The following is a 19,748-nucleotide window of genomic DNA, read 5'->3' as shown; positions in this document are numbered from 1 at the left end:
AATTCATTATAATTAAATTAATAATGATTTTCATTAGAAATTATTATAAGTGGTCTAATTTTCGTCTTTTTTAACAACATACTTAAGACAAAAATGACTATAGTAATGATTAAAATAATGATCACTAAATAACCAACTTTAACTTCACCATAATAATTTAATCCAAATCCATAAAATATCGTTGCCATAATTAAATTAAAAATCATAAACATTGTTAGCGAAAAGACCCCAATATTTTCAAAGAGAAATTCCGACACTTTTGGCAGTCGTTGGACAAGTAATATGAGTAGTAAAAATAACCCTAAACTCATGATTACTCCACCAATATTGTCACCAATTAAGCGGCCGCTTTTAGATCCTAAACTAAGAATCTCCATCATTTTAATAATGAGACCACTAATTATTGTTATGATCATTAAAATAGTCCCTTTTTGTTTAAAGTAATCTTCGATATTTAATCGATTAAATATCGAGCCGACAAATGTGAGTGGTAACGATAAAAATAAAAATTTATCAAAGAAATTAATAGTAAATATACTTTGTACGTTGAATTCTATCATCGAGATTATGTCACTCTCTCGGTATACACCGAGATAATTATTTAACTGCTGAATACTTGAGTAAACAATATTATTTGAATTTGCTGCCACAAGTGCAGGTAAGATCGTCCAAACAATAAAATATAGACTGAGTAATATTAAGGACGTAATGATACTAATAATTAGCGGCTTATCTCTAAAGAATAAGACGACCATCCCACTAATTGGGACGATAAATAAACCAATAAATCCGTTAAATAATAAACTAATAAAAAATAATACGATAAATATCATTAATAACTTTTTAAGTACAGTTAACCTATCATAATCTTGTCTTGAAATAATAAACCCTGTAATTAGTGACGTGACTGGGATCATTACACCACTAAAAAATAGATGGTAGAGCTGATAACTTTTCAGCTCTCCACCATAAAAATATTCATACGGATTCACGTAAATCATTGGAAGTAAATAATATATTCCAACTGAAAACATTGAAATGACGAACATAAATCCGATCAGTTGATTATCTTTTTTCACAGTCATAAACGTTTAACACTCCATAGTTGAAATAGTATAAATAAACATCGACACGCGTGTTTAACGCTTCTTCAATTGAGCGTCTGTAAATCTTCATTTGAACTTCATAACGTTCAATTAAATCTTTTTCACTTTCAGTTGTGACATTGTCTGTCTTATAGTCGATAATGATGTATTTATCTTCATGCTTTACTAAGCAGTCGATAATTCCTTGAACCATTTTTCCGTTGACATCACTAATATCGATTGTTTTTTGACTCATAATGAACGGAAGCTCTGTATAGTTTTGTATAGAGTGATTAAAAATTTCTATAATTGTTTCATCATTTACGAATTTTAGACCATACTCTACCATACGCTCTCGGTCATTTTCTTCAACGTATTCTAAGTCTTTTGTATAGTTATTGACGATTGCCTTTATAAGCGACTCCTTATTGTTTGAAGTGATTACCGAGTCAATTCGGTGAACAATTTGAACCATCACCTCATGCATTACTGTTCCAAATAGCGGCGCGTCCTTACTATCATCTAAAAAGGCTGGCTTTCTAAGCTTAACCTCTTTTTTATAAATATCTTTACGAGGATAAGCATCCTCATCGACCGTCTCGTTACGTCTTTTAATTTCAGTGACAGAATCTTTTACGCTTTCTAAATATTCTTTACTACCATCATATTTATAATTTAACCGCTCCACAACTTCTGGTGACGGATGAACTTCATCTACCTTTTCTAATAAATCATTTAGCGTAATTCTTTCAATTTTTTCTGCGATTTCATTATCTCCATAAAAGTCTATAGATGTCTTAAAATAGTCACTCTCTTTTCTAAATAATACCGGTACGAGTAAATTTCTATGATTTGCTACTTGTAGTCTAAATTCTTTTGGTAGTGGTTCGTTTTCGGTGATATCTTCAGCGTCAAGTGATTCGTCCAGAATAAGTTCTAAAAACGACGGTTCTTCTTCTATATATTCGTTAAACTTTTTCTCTTCAACATTTTTTAAAAATGGAATGTATAAACATTCTTCTGCACGAGTTAATGCGACATATAACAATCTAAACCGCTCGGAAATATCTTCTTTATGAAGAATTTCTTTTATATACTCATAGTGAATATTTGGCTTTACGACTGAGTTCGTCGCGTCATATGTCTTCATAGAGACTCCGTATAACGGGTGAACGAGAGTGCTTCTATTAAGATCTCGACTTTTTAACTCGCGGTTATTATGAACTAAGAAAACATGTTTAAACTCAAGTCCCTTAGACGAGTGAATCGTCATCACTCGAACAACATCCTCTTCCTCACTCACAACTTGTTCTTCTCCGAAGTCGATATTTCTATTTGATAAGTAATGAATATAACTAATAAATTCATAAAGAGAATGATGATTTCTCTTCATAAACTCCATACTATAAACGAGTAATCCGTTTAAATTTGCTTTACGTGTATCTCCACTTGGAAGTCCTGCGAAAAATTCGATGACGTTATATCTTTCATAGATAAATTTTAATAGTGACGTGACTGAGCGGTATTTCGCTTCTTCACGTAGGATATCTAATTCTGATAGTAAATAATCAATTTTTATTTTTGTTTCGTCTACTTCATTATAATTTTTAATTGAGTCATAGAAGTAGACGTTTTTTCTTTCATCGTTCACGCGAATTTTTGCGATGTCAGTATTCGAAAAGTTAAAGAACGGTAAGCGACATAACCCAACTAAATGATCATCTTGAAGCGGGTTATCTATAATAGAAATAAAGTTAATCATCGTACGAATTTCTAACGTTTCAAAGTATCCAGCATTATTTTCATACACTAAAGGAATGTTAAACTCTTTAAATTTTGAGTGGTACTCGTCGATTGAATAACGCGTTGGTGTAAGAATAACGATATCTTTATATGGCACGTTTTTAGAACGTAACTCTAAAATCTTTTTAATAATATAATTGAGTTCTGCGTCGACACGCGTGAGTTTAGACTCATCGTATACAATCCCTTTAATTTCTGTTTGAATTGGAGTTTTGTTTTTCTCTAAACCGACGTGAAGGGCTTCACTATCCGTATATTCAATTTCACCAACTGCTCTATCCATAATATGTCTAAAAATATAGTTCGTCGTTTCTAACACACCACTATTTGAACGGAAATTTTTGTTTAACGTAATTAATTCTCCGGAGTTTTCATTTTGAAACGCGTCCATTTTCTCTAAAAATAGTTTAGGTTCTGCTTGGCGGAATCTATAAATTGACTGCTTTACGTCACCAACCATAAATAGATTACCGTCATGCGCATCTCCACGTTTAATATAAGAAATAATAGACTCTTGTACACGGTTTGTATCTTGATACTCGTCAATCATCACTTCTTCAAACTTTTCTTTATATAGATCTCCGATTTCCCCGTCATTTGCTGATAGTATTTGAATCGCAAAATGTTCGTAATCATTAAAGTCCATCGTGTTATTTGCAAGTTTACGTTTACTATACGCGTCGATTAACTCTAACGTAATTCGTAAGAAGACGTTTCTGACTTCGTTCATCATCGCCATTTCTTCTAAAAACTCTTCAAGTGTTGAAGTATTTAATGTCGCAATTACTTTAATGTCTTCGTTAGTTTTATCTTGTAATGCTTTCGCTTCACTATTTTCTAGTTCGTCTTCAATTAGCTTAAATACACCTGCACGTTTTGTTATAAACTTCTCTGTTAGAACCGGTGTCGCTGGTGTATTATTTTTAATTTTAAGTGCAAGTCCTTTTAACTCATCACTGACTGCCAGTATTTTTTTAACGTCTTTATGTTCGTAATCTAAATCCGGTACGACCATAAAGAGATATTCTGAAAATGATTGAATCGAGTCGATGACTCGGTCAATTTCTTCTAAGTTCTTTTTCTTATTAAAATCATGTAATTCTTTAAGACTATCTTCATTTACCCATTCATCGATTAAACTTTCTAAAAAAACGATAGGATTTTCTGTTGCGATTGCTTCGTTATATAAGTTCAAAATCGATTGTTTTAACGAATCGTTTTGTTTATCTGAAGATAAAAATTCTTCAAGCTTAAAGAAATCATCGTTTGTCGATTGATAGTAGGTTTCTAATATTTGATCTAATACGTCACCTTTTAACGTATCGGTCTCTTCGTTTGAAAGTGTGCGCATATCTGGTGAGATACCGATGACGTTATAATGGTTTTGAATTAAAAACTGACAAAAACTATGAAGCGTACTAATATGTGCATCATTTACTTTTAATAACTGGTCAGACAGACGCTGTTTCTCTTCGTCATCTGTCGTTCTATGAAGTCTTTCATTTAACGCTTCTTCGAGTTTAGTTTTCATATCTTTTGCACTTGCGTTTGTAAACGTTGAAACGAAAATTTCATCGAGATCATACGTATTATTTAAAATATTAGAAATAATACGCTCGACGAGTACTGCTGTTTTACCGCTTCCTGCTGCCGCAGAAACTAAAATATCGCTACCTTTAGCGTTAATTGCGCGTAACTGATCCTCAGTAAATTGTTTACTCAACAGACTCACCGCCTTCTTTTAAAGATTCGACCATTTGTACGAGTAATGGGTCTTTTTTATCGACAAAATCTTTTTTGTTCATAATATAATCGATGTTACATGCGGATTTAAATTCACAGAATCTGCACGGTATGAGATCATCGTTTTCAGAAATAGGGTTAATACGGACGTCACCATCATAAATATCATCTGCCGCTTCTTTAATCTTTTCAACCGCATGATCTTTAAAACGGTTATACATATCTATTGAGATAAAATTATTTTTAGAACGCTTATTAATTTTACCTTTTGCTGTAAAACCTTTATAAAAGTCTCCCACATTTTCATCGTTATGAAGAAGCATCGACAACGTATCGTCTGTCGTTGCGTCTAAATATGACTCATCATCTTCATTGACGACGAATAATCCACTTGGTTTTAGCTTATCTTCTTTCATTTTTTGTAGCATGTCTTGATATTCTTCTTTTGTTTTTGCCTTTAATAGCTTTTCTTCATCTTTTTGGTTGAGTGATGTCTTCGTTGATTTCACTGTATAGAACATCATCGTTAACGGTAAAATATTTTCAAACATTTGTTTACTATTCTCTTCAATCACATTCATATACATAAATTGCTGAAGTTCAGTTCCTAAGTAAACATCAGTTAAATCTAACTTACGGTCACTCGACTTATAGTCAATGAGTGAGATAAACGTCCCGTCTTCACGTTCGTTAACGTCGACTCTATCGATGACTCCTCGTAAATGAACCGTATGATCGTTCGTCGTATTAAGTTGATATGCTCCAAACGTATCTTCATCTCTACCAAACCGTTCTTCTATAAATTTAATATTGAAGTCAGATGCTTTAGAGTATCGTTGTAAGTTAATAACAACTTCTGTTATCGTTTCAATCGCTTTAACCATCAGTGCTTGATAATATCCTGAATGCTCGAAAATTCCGTAAGAGATATTTTTAACTGCTTTTTTGACAGATTTTGACACAGCACTATTAATGTCTGCGATGGATTGATTTTTTAAATCATAATTAAAATGATACTTCATAACATCTTCTAAAACTGTGTGGTATAAATTACCAATGTCGACTGCTTCTAGTTTAAATTCTTCACGTGGATGAAGTTTTAGCCCGTATCTCATAAAATGTTGGAACTGACAGTTATAGAAACTATGGAATCTTGACACTGATCCACTTAGCGCTTCACCATATAAGGTTTCAGCAATTGCTTCGTCAACTTTTTCACTTTCGTTTTTGTACGCTAAATTACGAACCACTCTATCGTATAAGTCTTTATATTTCGCGTCTTTTTGTAAGACGTACATTGCTTCAAGAAATACGCGATCTCTAACGCCTTCAATAATCGTATCTTCATATTTTTTTGGCGTATTTAAAATATCTCTTAAACGTTCGAGTAGTAAATCTTCCATACTATTAATACTAGAAATATTTCCTTCAACATTTGTCGTACCAAATAATGACGGACGAATAATCTCTATATCTTTACTTTGTGCGACGATTTCTTTTACAAACGGACTAATTTTAGTCGGTTCATTTTTTAAATTACTTAAAGAGTAACTCATAAATAACCCATCTGTTGGTCTCGTGACTCCGTGGTAAAAAACAAATCTCTCATCTCGGCGTAATACTTCATTTGTCGGAGATATTTGAAGTTCATGTGCCTCAAATTTACGTTTTTCTTCATCAGAAATAATATCATTTCCACCAATTTCCATCGGCATATTCGCGTGATTCATACCAACCATGAAAATATACTTTTTATTTTCAACCTTCGCAAGATCTAACACCCCGACCGTTACTTCATCTAACGTAGCGGGCAATAAGTTAAACTCTGCTTCCATTAAACCTTCTATTAAATTATCGACAAATAACTCAAACGTCACTTCGTCTTCACCGTAAACGATATGTGCGTTATCAAGTAAGTTAATAAAATGATTATACGCATCTTCTGTTTCATTTTTACGCGTTTCGTCTTCACAATTGTCTATATCTTGTTCTAGTCTTTCTAATACTCTATTTTTCTCTAAAAACTGATAAATAGACTGTATATAATCGATGGCTTTAGTGCCAGATTCTATCGACTTATATAGTTGATTTAACGCGGCAAGTACTTTGTTTTTATATGCAAGCATTTCTTCAATGTCTTGAATTTCCACTTCTGAAAGTGTTTGTTTTTGACCGTCGTCCCGTGTTTCTAAAAACTTTTTAAATAATTCGTCATTTAATAACCCAGCTTGAAAATCAATGCCAGATTCTAATACGACGTTTTCAAATACATACATATTAAAGTCGTCATCATCGTTTAAATAACCACTCTTCATAATATTAATAATCGATTCACGTTTAAAGTTTTGACGGTAAGCTTCAAATATACTCATAACAAATTGAATAAATGGATGTTGAATCATTTTATATTTTTGGTCGATTGAATATTTAATCTCAAACTTTTCAAAATAATATCTTAAAACTTCGATATAACTTTGATCTCTATATAATATACCGATGTCTTTATATTTCACGTTTTTCGTTCGGATGAGTGTTTCAATTTGACGCATCACTTCTTCAATTTCAGCGCGCATATTCGGTGCTTCAATCAAACTCACACCGTCAATGTTATTTATCGGTGTTCCTTTTCTTAAATAATTTTCAACTTGGTATAATCCTTCACTTTTTGCGCGGTAGTTTTCATGTGGAAACTCTATAATATCGACACCATTTTCACCAAATAAATCTACTCTTTTTAACTCTTGAATTACATTTTCTGTTTTTCTAAATAAATCTTTATTGTCTGAACTATGCATGAGTAAAAGTGTAATATCATCCGTGAAACGCGTCAGTGTTTTTAATAATTGAAGTTCTAACTCACTAAAGTTATGGAAACCATCAATATAAATCGTCGCATTATTTAGGCTTTCAATTTCATTGACGTCAACTTCATTTAAAATTTTTAAAAAGTGTGGCATTAAATTAATACTTTCAATTGAATATTCGTCAATCATCTCTAGCCATTTTTCATACACTTTGACTAAATCATCATACTTTTCTTTCGTTCGATTATTGTCAAAAGATAAACCTTTAATATCCTCGACAGATATATCATAATTAATAAATTCTTCAATAGTTTCTAAAAGTTTCCCGGAAAATTTTACATATTCTCTAGAATCTCTATAATATGTCAATTCATCATTATTAAATTGCTGTAGTATTTTATGTATAAGCATTATGTGACCGACATCTGATAAACGGTTCTTTTCACGATGTCCAATCTCATTAAAAACATGCCACATAAAACGAGAGAAGCTTAAGACATTCGTTCTTAAACTTCCTCTATAGGTCTTATTATTATCATTCGTTAAAATCTGTTCATATGTTAACGTATTTTGTGTTGGTGTAATTATATAAATACGATTACCAAGCGGGTCATTGTTTGTTTTTTCATCGATGTCTGCAAACATTTTTTCAGATTTACCTGTTCCACTGACACCTGTCCAAACTTTAATCATCGTTTACCTCCTAATCTGAAAAGTTCATTGTTATTTCAGAAAATGGCCAAAATCTAATAAATACTTTACCAATAATTTGCTCGTCTTCAATTAAGCCAAATTGTCTAGAATCTTTACTCACTGGACGATTATCCCCAAGGACTAAATACTCCCCTTCAGGAATCTCACCATCAACTCCGAGATCTTCTAACGTAAAATTATCAGAGTACGAATCTTCTTTATAAGAGACATATGTTTCATCGACATGTTCTCCATTGACATAGACCTCTTTGTCTTTCATCTCTACATAATCTCCTGGCACACCTACAACTCTTTTTATATAAGCGTCACCTTCATTACTATCAAATACAATAACGTCACCGTGATCGACATCATGTAAGTTATAAGAGATTTTACTTACAAATACACGATCTCCATCTATAAATGTTGGTGCCATACTCGCACCTTCAACAACGAATTGTGTAAGTAAAAATGTTCTTACGACAAAAACTACTATGAGAGCAATTACGATTGTAATAACCCATTCTTTTATTTCCTTTAACATACTTTCACTCCAAATGATTATTCATTTTTCTTTCTAAATACTTTTCATATAACTTAGATAATACATATAAAACAATTAAAAATATGACCGATATTAATAGTCTTGCTGGTGACGTGAAAAATGCTGTCACATCATATCCAACGACAGAAATCGATAGTATCATTATAAACTTTGAACCAATTAATATGTACAAATATACTCTTTTACTAATGTTAGAAATTCCTGCAATTAAATTGACCACTGAGGACGGGGTAAATGGCAATGATAATAAGATAAATAAAAAACTAAACCCTCTCGTATCGACAAACTGCCTCATTTTAACGAGTGTAGGATGTCTATTAATATATGCTGTTGTCGGACGCTTTAAAAAATTTCTAACGATTAGAAATACTGAATAACTTCCTACAACACTACCTAAATAACTCATTAAAAAGCCGATTAAAAACCCGTAAGCGTTCGTATTTAAAATAACGATAGCAATGAGAGGTAAGAATGGTAAAAATGACTCAATAAACACAAGCAAAAGTCCAACAAATATCCCTAGACCATCAAAAGCTTCAAAAATTTGTTCAAGACCTTCTTCTGTCGTAAAAAGTTCAATGTATTTTGACATCATTTTCACCCCTATCAGTTTGTTATATTATAACACCTTTTTAAATTTTTAAGTTTTCCAATCAAAAAAACTCTCATACGTTTCGTATGAGAGTTTTAAAAAGTATTTATTATTTAGAAAGTACTTCTTTAATTTGTCCAATTGCCCAGTCTAAATCTTCTTTTCCAATAATTAACGGTGGCGCAAAACGAATGACTGTATCATGCGTTTCTTTACATAATAGTCCACGTTCTTTTAACGCTTCACAATATGGTCTTGCATCTTCTGTTAATTCCATACCAATGAATAATCCACGTCCACGAACTTCTTTAATTACCGGATTGTCGATTGTTTGAAGTTCAGATTTCATATACTCACCAAGTTCATTTGAACGATCTGCAAGTTTCTCATCGAGTAAAACGTCGATTGCTGCAATAGATACTGCAGCTGAAAGTGGGTTACCACCAAATGTTGACCCGTGAGAGCCAGGAGTCATTAACTCGAGTACTTCCTTATCACCGAGTACAACAGATACTGGTAACACACCACCGCCAAGTGCTTTACCTAAAATGTACATATCTGGCTCAACGTCTTCCCAGTCACATGCAAATAATTTACCACTTCGTCCAAGTCCACATTGAATTTCGTCTGCAATCATTAAAACATTATTTTCGTCACATAACTCACGTATTTCTTTTAAAAAGCCGTCACGTGGAATGTTAATTCCAGATTCACCTTGAATTGGTTCCAGAATAATTGCGACAGTGTTTTCGTTAATCGCAGATTTTAAAGCATCAATATCTCCATATGGCACGAGTGGGAAGCCTGGAACTAACGGGTGAAACCCTTCTTTATATGCCGCTTCACTTGAGAGTGAAATCGCACCTAACGTACGACCATGGAAGTTACCGTTCATACCGATAATTTCTTGTTTTCCATCCTCGATACCTTTAACTTCTTTACCCCAGCGACGTGCTGCTTTAATTGCAGATTCTACTGCCTCAGCGCCTGTATTCATTGGGATACCCATTTCTTTACCAGAAATTTCGTTAAGCTTATCTAACCATTCACCTAAATTACTTGAATAAAACGCACGAGAACCAAGTGTTACTTTGTCAGCTTGTTCTTTAAGCGCTTTAATTATCTTAGGATGACGATGTCCTTGATTCACCGCTGAATATGCTGAGAGCATATCTAAATACTTATTACCTTCAGGATCTTTTACCCATACACCCTCTGCCTCGTCAACGACGATTGGCAGAGGTTTGTATGTTGGTGCTGCAACTTTATCAGCAAGATGAATAATATCTTTTGATTGTGTCATACAGACACCCCCTACAGTAGTTTGTAATTTAAATTAAAACATTTCTGAAGTCATTTTACCTTGCATGTGGAGTAATAAGTAATCTGGTCCACCTGCTTTAGAGTCTGTACCTGACATTTTGAAACCACCAAATGGTTGGTACCCAACGATTGCTGCAGTACAACCACGGTTGAAGTATAAGTTACCTACGTGGAAGTCACGACGTGCTTCTTCTAAATGTTCACGGTCGTTTGTAAATACTGCTCCTGTTAAGCCGTAATCTGTATTGTTTGCAAATTTAATTGCTTCAGTAAAGTCTTTAGCTGTTGTGAATCCAACAACAGGTCCAAAGATTTCTTCTTGCATTACTTGGTCATCATGTTTAAGACCAGAGAATACTGTTGGGTGAACGAAGTGACCTGTATCGTTTTCGATTTTACCACCGATTTCGAGTTTACCTTCTTCTTTACCAATCTCAATATACTTCTCAATTTTATCTAATGATGCTTGGTCAATTACTGGACCCATAAAGATATCTTCAGATGGGTCACCGACTGTTAATTCTTTTGTTTTTTCAACTACTTTTTCAAGTAATTCATCGTGAACTTCTTCAAGAGCGATTACGCGTGAACATGCTGAACATTTTTGACCAGAGAAGCCGAATGCAGAGTTTACAATTGCATCTGCTGCTTCGTCAAGATCCACACCATTGTCTACAACAATTGTGTCTTTACCACCCATTTCAGCAATGACACGTTTTAAGTTTACTTGTCCTTCATGAACAACGCCTGCACGTTCATAAATACGAACACCAACGTCGCGTGAACCAGTAAATGATACAAATGCAGTATCTTTATGATCGACTAAGTAGTCACCAATTTCTCTTGATGAACCTGGAATAAAGTTAATCGTACCTTTAGGTAGTCCAGCTTCTTCAAGTACTTCAATAAATTTGTACGCAATTATTGGTGTGTTAGATGAAGGTTTAAGTAATACAGTGTTACCTGTTACAAGTGCTGCTGCTGCAGTACCTGCCATGATTGCAAATGAGAAGTTCCATGGTGAAATAACATAGCCAACACCTAACGGGATATAATGAAAACGGTTAAATTCTCCGGCACGAGATTGTACCTTTTTGCCATTAGCAAGCTCTAAGTTTTGACGGCCATAATAGTTTAAGAAGTCGATTGCTTCTGCTACTTCTCCGTCTGCTTCTTTCCATGGCTTACCTGCTTCTTTTACTAAATGACCAGTAAATTCAGCTTTTCTGTCACGAATAATTTGTGCTGCTTTGAAAAGAATGTCTGAACGTAATGAAAATGATGTTTTTCTCCATGCTTCGAACTTTTCTTTCGCTGTTTCCATCGCTTGGTCTGCTTCTTTTTGTGTTGCTTGAGAAACGTAACCAATGATTTCTGATTTGTTTGCTGGGTTGTAGACTTCGTTTTTATCGTCAGTGTAAATTCTTTCACCATTAATGATTAATGGGAATTCTTGACCGAAAATCTTCTGAGCTTCTTTAATGCCCGCTTTCACCCATTGCTTGTTTTCTTCTTTAGTATAGTCAACGAAAGGTTCGTGTCTATAGTGATCCATAGAGTATTCCATAAAAAAGTAGCCTCCTAAATTTGATTATAAATATATATTCGCACACTACTATATAAATATTCAAGCTATTTGCCAATAATGAATAAACTTACAACTTTATGAATTATTAATTTTAAATAATTACACTTACATTATCTATTATTAATTATTTTTGTAACTATTTATTAGATAAATTAGCAAATTTTAATAAAAAAAGACTTAGTTTTCACTAAGTCTTTTAACAATCATACATCTGTACTTTTGCCTCTTTAATCCAAATAGGCAGTCGTTCTCGTAGGGATTCAAAACCGTATTCTTCAGTTTCTTCTATAATATCTAAGATCGATCGCTCTTTCTTTTTCTTACTTTTTCTTTTAAAGTATTCATTTTCTTTTAAAGTCAGATTTAATTTTCCATCCCTATCGTTTACACTGATTATTTTACACTTAACAATCTGCCCTTTAGAAAGATAATGATGAATGTTTTGTACAAAATCATCCATCACTTGTGAAATGTGAATTAACCCATCTACACCATCTACAGTTTTGACAAAAGCACCGTATGGTCGTACGTTTGTTACTTTCACTTTAACAAATTGACCTGCTCGGTATTGTTTTGTCACAAAAAAACCCCACTTCATTTAACACTTCATAATAATAGCATATTTCAAGCAGGGCTTCCATTTATTGTATTTACTTATATGTTTTATCGTGGTCGTCTTGATCTATTTTCTTCATGACTTCTTCTTCAAACTCTTTCGCACGTTGTGCTTCGTTTTTAGAATATTTTCTAATTAAAACAAACACTACATATGCGAGTATTATACAAACAACAAGAGTAATGAGTCCTGGTATATACTCTGTTTTATCTTCTGGAAAATAAAGAAATTCCATCATAGTCATTCACACACCTTTACAACTAATAGTATAACAAATCGTGCGTCTATTTAATGTAAGAAAATCTGACGAATTTATGTCAAAAAAAGAGGCATATGCCTCTTTTAATTATTGAACTTCAATTGTTTCGATTGTTACGTCTTCAACTGGCTTATCCATTGCACCAGTCTCAACGCTTGCAATTTTATCTACAACGTCCATTCCTTCAATTACTTGACCAAACACTGTGTGACGATTATCTAGCCAAGGTGTACCCCCGAGTTCTGCATACTTTTCAATAATTTCCTCAGGATAACCCGCTCCTTCTAATTGACCGAGCATTGTACTTGGTACACGGCTCGCTTCAACGATGAAAAACTGTGAACCATTCGTATTCGGGCCACGATTTGCCATTGATAGTGCTCCGCGGAAGTTAAATAACTCTTCGTGGAACTCATCTTCAAAGTCTTTGTCCCAAATACTTTCTCCACCCATACCAGTACCAGTTGGATCTCCACCTTGAATCATAAAGTCTTTAATAATTCTGTGGAAAATTTGTCCGTCATAGTAACCATTCTTAGCGTGTGTGACAAAGTTCTCTACAGTTTTAGGTGCTTTATCTGTAAACAGACGTACTTTAATATCTCCATGATTTGTTTTAATTAAGACACTATTTTCAGCATCTAATACATTTGTATCAACTTGTGAAAAAGTCATTTATTGTTCCTCCAATATTATTTCTAATTTCAATCATAATAGTGTATGGTAGAAAACTACTTTGTTTCAACAGTAATTATAGAACATATTGTCTACATTTAAAACACATATTAATTCATGTATAATAAAGTCATATAATTGTGCGAAGGAGGTTAAGGTGTGACGTTATTACATTTTTTCATATTATTACCATTATTAGCTGCAGTAGCTATTGGAATAATATATAAATTTCAAAAAAATATTCACCTCGGATGGTTTGTATTACCAGTGCCATTCGTTATTGTGTCTTATTTATTTACGTTAATACCTAACATACAGAGTGGATCAAACATTTACAAACCATTAAATTTTATGCCTAGAATTGGTATGAACTTTGATGTATACATAGATGGTCTTGGTTTACTTTTTGCAATTTTGATATCTGGAATCGGTACACTAGTCGTACTCTATTCAATTGGATATCTCTCACAAGATGAAAAACTTGGAAACTTTTACATCTACTTATTAATGTTCATGGCAGCGATGCTTGGTGTCGTAATGATTGATAACGTTTTAATGATGTATATGTTCTGGGAACTGACATCTATATCAAGTTTCTTATTAATTGCGTTTTGGACAACAAAAGAAAAGTCCACATACGGTGCACAAAAATCGATGTTAATTACAATGTTTGGTGGATTTATGATGCTCGGTGGGTTCATCTTACTCGGCTCGATTACAGAGTCTTATAGTATTAGAGAAATGATTCAATCCTCAGACTTAATTGCATCAAGTGGTGTCGGTACACTTGCAGTAATTCTTGTTTTATTCGGTGCATTTACTAAATCTGCACAGTTTCCTTTTTACATCTGGCTACCAGATGCGATGGAAGCACCAACACCAGTAAGTGCGTACTTACACTCTGCAACGATGGTTAAAGCAGGTCTATATTTAGTTGCTCGCTTTACACCTGTATTTATGTGGAGTACAACATGGGTGAACACAATTCTTATCGTCGGTTTAATTACACTTACGTGGGCATCATTTAACGCTGTAATAAAAGACGATATGAAAGCAGTACTCGCATTCTCAACAGTGTCTCAACTTGGTTTAATAATGTCATTACTTGGAGTCGGAGCTCTTGCAGTCACTGCAGGTTTTAATGAAGAAATCTTTACAGTTGCTGTAATTGCTGCGGTGTTTCATATTATTAACCACGCAACATTTAAAGGTTCGTTATTCATGGTGACTGGAATTATCGATCACCAAACAGGTACGAGAAGCATTAAACGTCTCGGTGCGTTACTAACGATTATGCCGATTAGCTTTACGATTACGTTAATTACCGCGTTCTCAATGGCAGGTTTGCCGCCGTTTAACGGATTTTTATCAAAAGAGCTATTTTTAGAAGCGATGTTTGAAATCTCGCAGTCAAACGTGAGTTTCTTAAGTGCAATTAGTGTGTTATTCCCGCTGCTTGCGATTGTTGGTAGTATATTTACATTTGTTTACTCAATGAAATTAATATTCGGTGTATTTACAGGTGAAAGCTTTGATACGCCAAAAGAGCCAAGTGAAGCACCTGTACTTATGTTAATTTCGCCAGCAATTTTAGCGTCACTCGTCGTGATATTTGGTCTATTCCCAAATATCTTATCAAATACGATTATTAGTCCAGCTGCGAGTGCGATTTTAGATCGTCAAAACTTTGTCGACGTTTCAATTAGTTTTTGGCACGGTGTAACACCTGCACTACTTTCTACTATATTAATCGTATTAGTCGGAACAGTGCTATATTACTTTAGAGATAGTTGGTCATTTGTTTACAACTACATTAAAGAAGCATATACACTTAACAATTTATATGACCAATTACTTAAACAAAGTACGTATTATTCAAATAAAGCAACACAATCGTTATCGACAGGTTTCTTAAGAACTTACCTATTATATATATTTGGATTCTTCGTCTTATTTAACTTTATGACGATGTTTAGAACAGGTTTAAATTTAGATTTAAGTGACCTTGCACCGATTGGAATTCAAGAAGTGATTTTAGTGTTCGTTATTTTAATCTCTCTTGGAATTATTATGATGACAAAATCACGTATGGTAAGTATTATCATGCTCGGTGCCGTTGGATTTAGTATGGCATTATTCTTCGTGTTCTTTAGAGCACCAGACTTAGCACTTACTCAACTAGCGATTGAAACAGTGACGACGACACTATTCTTAGTTTGTTTCTATCACTTACCAAAAGTAAGTAAGTTACCTGAAACGTGTCAATTTAAGTTAACAAACTTTGTTGTTGCTGTATTGGTTGGATTAGTATCAATCTTAATTGGTTTATCTGCATATAGTCATAGAATTTTTGATTCGATTTCTGAGTATCATATCGAGCATGTTTATGATCTTGCAGCTGGTAAAAACATGGTAAACGTAATTCTCGTTGACTTCCGTGGTTACGATACAGTATTCGAAACTGTCGTATTCGCAATTGCGGGTATTGGAATTTACATTTTAATGAGAATGACGAACCGCAGAAAGGATGATGGAAATGAAGAGCACTCTTAAAAGAGCGGGCTATAAAGCACTCCAAAGACAGATGAATGATGTGCATTTACAATTCATTGCTAAAGTCGCATTTTTCATCATCACGATGTTTAGTTTCAACTTATTTTTCGCTGGGCACTATACGCCTGGTGGAGGATTCGTTGGTGGTTTACTGATGAGTTCTGCAGTACTACTACTGCTTATCGCTTACGACATTAAAACTTTAAGAAAGATGTTACCTATTCCGTTAAAATTTCTTATTTCACTCGGATTGTTATTTGCACTTGGTGTACCGCTATTTTTAATGATATTTGGTAAGCCATTATTCACTCACGCATTTACAGATATTGCTGTTCCGATTTTAGGTGATATCCACATTCACTCTGCAGTGTTTTTTGACCTCGGCGTATTTTTAGTCGTATTCGGAGCAACAATACTTATTTTAGTGTCTGTTGGTGGGGTGAAAGATTAATGGAATTTATAATGATTATTCTTTCAGGTGTTTTAATCGGATGTGCGACATATTTAATTTTATCTAAAAGTGTTTTAAGAATTATTATTGGTACATCCGTGTTATCACACGGTATTCACTTAATGCTCCTTACGATGGGACAATTAAAAAGAGGTAACGTTCCAATTTTAGATGAGCGTGTTGAAGTGTATACCGATCCGTTACCGCAAGCGATGATTTTAACAGCAATCGTTATCTCGTTTGCTCTTACTGCTTATAGTTTAGTTCTTGCACTGAATAACTATAAAGTGCTTGGAACTGATGATACTGAAGATATGAAAGGAAGAGAAAATGGTCACTAATGTGTTGCTTATATTACCACTCATTATTCCAGGTCTCGCAGCAGTTATTATGCTATTTGCGAATAAACGACCGGTTTTTCATAGAGTAACAACAACTATCGCGAGTTTAATGATGGTAATCGTTTCAATAATTATTGTCAGACGTGTCTACAATAACGGCGTCCTTGTGACTAACATTGGTGACTGGCCTGCGCCGTTTGGAATTTCAGTTGTTTATGACATGCTGAGTGCAATGCTTGTCTTAACGACTTCAATCATTCTCTTTTTCGTAACGATTTACTCATTTCAATCGATTGGTTTAGAACGTGAACGCTACTTTTATCACCCAATGATGTTATTTATGATTATGGGAATTAATGGTGCATTTACGACTGGAGATATCTTTAACATGTTCGTATTCTTCGAAGTGTTCCTAATTGCATCATATGTGTTACTCACGATTGGAAGTAGTCGTATACAACTTAGAGAAGGTTTTAAATACTTAATTGTTAACGTTATTTCATCAAACATTTTAGTGCTTGGTATTGGTTACTTATACTCTGTTGTAGGTAGTGTAAATATGGCTGACATTCAAGTTAAACTAGCAAATTACGATGGTAACTTATCAGTCATTACATTAATCGGAGCAGTTATAATGTTCGTCTTCTTAACGAAGGCAGCAATATTCCCGTTATACTTCTGGTTACCAGATTCATATAATGCTCCACCGATTCCAATACTTGCCGCTTTTGGTGCGTTACTTACAAAAGTTGGAGTTTACGCTTTAATGCGCACATATAGCTTATTCTTTAGCTTAGACTTTAACTATATTAGTACGTTCTTAGTCGTATTATCTATTTTAACTATTATAATTGGTTCAATTGGTGCACTTGCATCATATGATTTAAAAATGGTCGTCATCTACAACATCATTATCGCGATTGGTTTCATTGTAATCGCAGTAGCGATGTTAGATTTAGACGGAATGCTCGGTAGTATTTACTACCTCATCCACGATATGATCATTAAAACAGCGCTATTCTTGCTTGTTGGATTTATTATTTATAGAACTGGTAAAGTAAACGCAAAAGAAATACACGGACTCATGTCCGTACACCCAGTAGCTGGATGGTTCTTCTTCTTAGCAGGACTATCACTCGCTGGTGTACCACCTTTCCCTGGGTTTTTCGGGAAAGTGTATATAGTTAAATCATTATTTTTAAATGAATATTACATTTCAGGTATTGTTATTCTATTCTCAAGTTTAGTTATTCTATATAGTATTATGAGATTATTTATACAAGTGTTCTTCGGAGCACCTGCAGACCTTGAGGATTTAAAACCAATTAAATATGATAAATTACTATTTAGCGCAATTGGACTTGTTGTAGTATCGATAATATTTGGTCTCGGTGCAGACTTATTATATCCATACTTTGAGTTCGCAGCACAGACATTAACTGATCCGTCAATTTATTCAGAATATATTATGGGGGTGGAGTAATTGGCAGTACAAGTCTTATTGAATTTTTTACTCGCATTCCTATGGGCATTTATGAACAATAGCTTTACATTAAGTACTCTCATCATGGGATATTTAATGGGGCTAATTGCTATTTCGATATTAAGAAACTTCTTACCTGGTACTTTTTACCTCATTCGTGTATGGAGAGTTATTAAATTATTCTTCGTATTTATTTATGAATTACTCGTCGCGAACATCGAAGTTGTAAAAATTGTTTTACAACCTAAAATTGATGTTCACCCAGGGTTCTATGCGTATCCTTGTGATTTACAAAAAGAATGGGAAGTCGTATTGCTTTCATCTTTAATTACGTTAACACCTGGAACAGTTGTAGTTGCGATTAGTGATGACTTTAGAACGTTATACATTCACGGAGTAAACTTAGTCGATGCTGATGATGAAATTGCATCGATTAAAAACTCTTTTGAACGTCTCATAAAAGAGGTTGGTAGACCATGACATCATTTTTACAAATCATATTTATAATCGCAATTATCGGAATGGCAGTCGCGCTTGGTATCGCTTCGTACCGAATTATTAAAGGTCCAACGTTACACGATAAAATCGTCGCATTAGACGCGTTTGGTGTAATGTTAATGGGAACGATTGGTATTTTCTCAGTATTACTCGACACACCATACTTAATTGTAGTGATTATGATTATCGGTATGCTTGGTGCTGTCGGTACTGTCGCTATGGCGAAGTTCTTAGAAAAAGGATGGGTGATAGATCATGATCGCGATCCTGATGACTAGTATTGTAACTATACTCGTACTATTTGGAGTGTTCTTTTCTATCGTTGCAGGTATCGGTATATTAAGACTTCCAGACATGTACTCACGTCTACATGCAGCGAGTAAAAGTTCAACTCTTGGGGTATCACTTGTCTTACTCGCAGTTTTCATTTACTTTTGGTACTTTGAAAACCAATTTGAAATTACATTAATACTTGCACTTGTCTTTATTTATATCATTGCACCAACAGGCGCGCATATGCTTGCTAGAAGTGCATTCCACTCAGACGTTGAACCGTATCGATTAACGATATTGAACGAATTACGACGAGATGAGCTTGGATATGAAGAACTTACAGAAGAAGACAAACGTAAAATCGAAGCACGTAAAAAAGAACAAGAGCTCGATGAGTAAAAAA

Annotated in this window: 17 protein-coding genes; 7 read left to right on the top strand and 10 right to left on the bottom strand. The window is 34.0% G+C overall.

The window, feature by feature from the left end; genetic code table 11:
• Positions 1-17: 17 nt before the first annotated feature.
• The 10 genes from KPF49_RS01820 to KPF49_RS01775 all read right to left on the bottom strand — a co-directional run bounded on the left by KPF49_RS01820 (position 18) and on the right by KPF49_RS01775 (position 13,746).
• The gene (locus KPF49_RS01820) at positions 18-1,085 is read right to left on the bottom strand and encodes a DUF418 domain-containing protein (RefSeq protein WP_183673470.1); all 1,068 of its coding nucleotides are present in this window, start codon (positions 1,083-1,085) and stop codon (positions 18-20) included.
• Positions 1,066-4,611, bottom strand: a complete 3,546-nt coding sequence (gene addA / locus KPF49_RS01815; RefSeq protein WP_183673468.1) for a helicase-exonuclease AddAB subunit AddA — start codon at positions 4,609-4,611, stop codon at positions 1,066-1,068. The genes KPF49_RS01820 and addA overlap by 20 nt, the downstream gene beginning before the upstream one ends.
• Positions 4,604-8,128 (bottom strand): PD-(D/E)XK nuclease family protein, encoded by a 3,525-nt coding sequence (locus tag KPF49_RS01810; protein WP_183673466.1) that lies wholly within the window; start codon positions 8,126-8,128, stop codon positions 4,604-4,606. The genes addA and KPF49_RS01810 overlap by 8 nt, the downstream gene beginning before the upstream one ends.
• A 10-nt stretch (positions 8,129-8,138) precedes the next feature.
• Complete coding sequence (gene lepB / locus KPF49_RS01805; RefSeq protein WP_183673464.1) at positions 8,139-8,672, bottom strand: signal peptidase I; 534 nt, start codon at positions 8,670-8,672, stop codon at positions 8,139-8,141.
• 4 nt (positions 8,673-8,676) lie between these two features.
• On the bottom strand, positions 8,677-9,285 hold the full coding sequence (locus tag KPF49_RS01800) for a TVP38/TMEM64 family protein (RefSeq protein WP_183673462.1): 609 nt from the start codon (positions 9,283-9,285) through the stop codon (positions 8,677-8,679).
• A 109-nt stretch (positions 9,286-9,394) separates the two neighbouring features.
• Positions 9,395-10,588 (bottom strand): ornithine--oxo-acid transaminase, encoded by a 1,194-nt coding sequence (locus KPF49_RS01795; RefSeq protein WP_183673460.1) that lies wholly within the window; start codon positions 10,586-10,588, stop codon positions 9,395-9,397.
• Between the two features lie 33 nt (positions 10,589-10,621).
• Complete coding sequence (gene pruA / locus KPF49_RS01790; RefSeq protein ID WP_375781550.1) at positions 10,622-12,175, bottom strand: L-glutamate gamma-semialdehyde dehydrogenase; 1,554 nt, start codon at positions 12,173-12,175, stop codon at positions 10,622-10,624.
• A 217-nt stretch (positions 12,176-12,392) separates the two neighbouring features.
• On the bottom strand, positions 12,393-12,776 hold the full coding sequence (gene ygs / locus KPF49_RS01785; protein ID WP_183673458.1) for a S1 domain-containing post-transcriptional regulator Ygs: 384 nt from the start codon (positions 12,774-12,776) through the stop codon (positions 12,393-12,395).
• 70 nt (positions 12,777-12,846) lie between these two features.
• Positions 12,847-13,050, bottom strand: a complete 204-nt coding sequence (locus tag KPF49_RS01780; RefSeq protein WP_183673456.1) for a hypothetical protein — start codon at positions 13,048-13,050, stop codon at positions 12,847-12,849.
• Between the two features lie 108 nt (positions 13,051-13,158).
• A complete protein-coding gene (locus tag KPF49_RS01775) occupies positions 13,159-13,746 on the bottom strand; it encodes a peptidylprolyl isomerase (RefSeq protein WP_183673454.1) in 588 nt (195 codons plus the stop codon).
• A 159-nt stretch (positions 13,747-13,905) separates the two neighbouring features.
• On the opposite strand from KPF49_RS01775, the gene KPF49_RS01770 reads away from it, so the two are divergent.
• Genes KPF49_RS01770 through mnhG form a run of 7 tightly spaced genes read left to right on the top strand, consistent with a single transcriptional unit; the run spans position 13,906 to position 19,744 of the window.
• Positions 13,906-16,299, top strand: coding sequence for a Na+/H+ antiporter subunit A (locus KPF49_RS01770; protein WP_183673452.1), 2,394 nt, complete (start codon positions 13,906-13,908; stop codon positions 16,297-16,299).
• Positions 16,283-16,750, top strand: a complete 468-nt coding sequence (locus KPF49_RS01765) for a Na(+)/H(+) antiporter subunit B (RefSeq protein ID WP_183673450.1) — start codon at positions 16,283-16,285, stop codon at positions 16,748-16,750. The genes KPF49_RS01770 and KPF49_RS01765 overlap by 17 nt, the downstream gene beginning before the upstream one ends.
• Positions 16,750-17,091: a Na(+)/H(+) antiporter subunit C gene (locus KPF49_RS01760; protein ID WP_183673448.1), complete on the top strand. Its 342-nt coding sequence runs from the start codon at positions 16,750-16,752 to the stop codon at positions 17,089-17,091. Before KPF49_RS01765 ends, KPF49_RS01760 begins: the two co-directional genes overlap by 1 nt.
• Positions 17,081-18,574 carry a Na+/H+ antiporter subunit D gene (locus KPF49_RS01755; RefSeq protein ID WP_183673446.1) on the top strand — a complete coding sequence of 498 codons (1,494 nt, stop codon included), beginning with the start codon at positions 17,081-17,083 and terminating at the stop codon, positions 18,572-18,574. The genes KPF49_RS01760 and KPF49_RS01755 overlap by 11 nt, the downstream gene beginning before the upstream one ends.
• On the top strand, positions 18,575-19,054 hold the full coding sequence (locus tag KPF49_RS01750; RefSeq protein WP_183673444.1) for a Na+/H+ antiporter subunit E: 480 nt from the start codon (positions 18,575-18,577) through the stop codon (positions 19,052-19,054). It begins immediately after the preceding gene.
• The gene (locus KPF49_RS01745) at positions 19,051-19,350 is read left to right on the top strand and encodes a Na(+)/H(+) antiporter subunit F1 (protein WP_183673442.1); all 300 of its coding nucleotides are present in this window, start codon (positions 19,051-19,053) and stop codon (positions 19,348-19,350) included. Before KPF49_RS01750 ends, KPF49_RS01745 begins: the two co-directional genes overlap by 4 nt.
• Positions 19,343-19,744 (top strand): monovalent cation/H(+) antiporter subunit G, encoded by a 402-nt coding sequence (gene mnhG, locus KPF49_RS01740; protein ID WP_246562770.1) that lies wholly within the window; start codon positions 19,343-19,345, stop codon positions 19,742-19,744. The genes KPF49_RS01745 and mnhG overlap by 8 nt, the downstream gene beginning before the upstream one ends.
• Positions 19,745-19,748 lie beyond the last annotated feature (4 nt).

The sequence above is a fragment of the Nosocomiicoccus ampullae genome (assembly GCF_019357495.1).
Taxonomy (GTDB): domain Bacteria; phylum Bacillota; class Bacilli; order Staphylococcales; family Salinicoccaceae; genus Nosocomiicoccus; species Nosocomiicoccus ampullae.
This window is presented reverse-complemented; position numbering and strand designations above follow the sequence as displayed.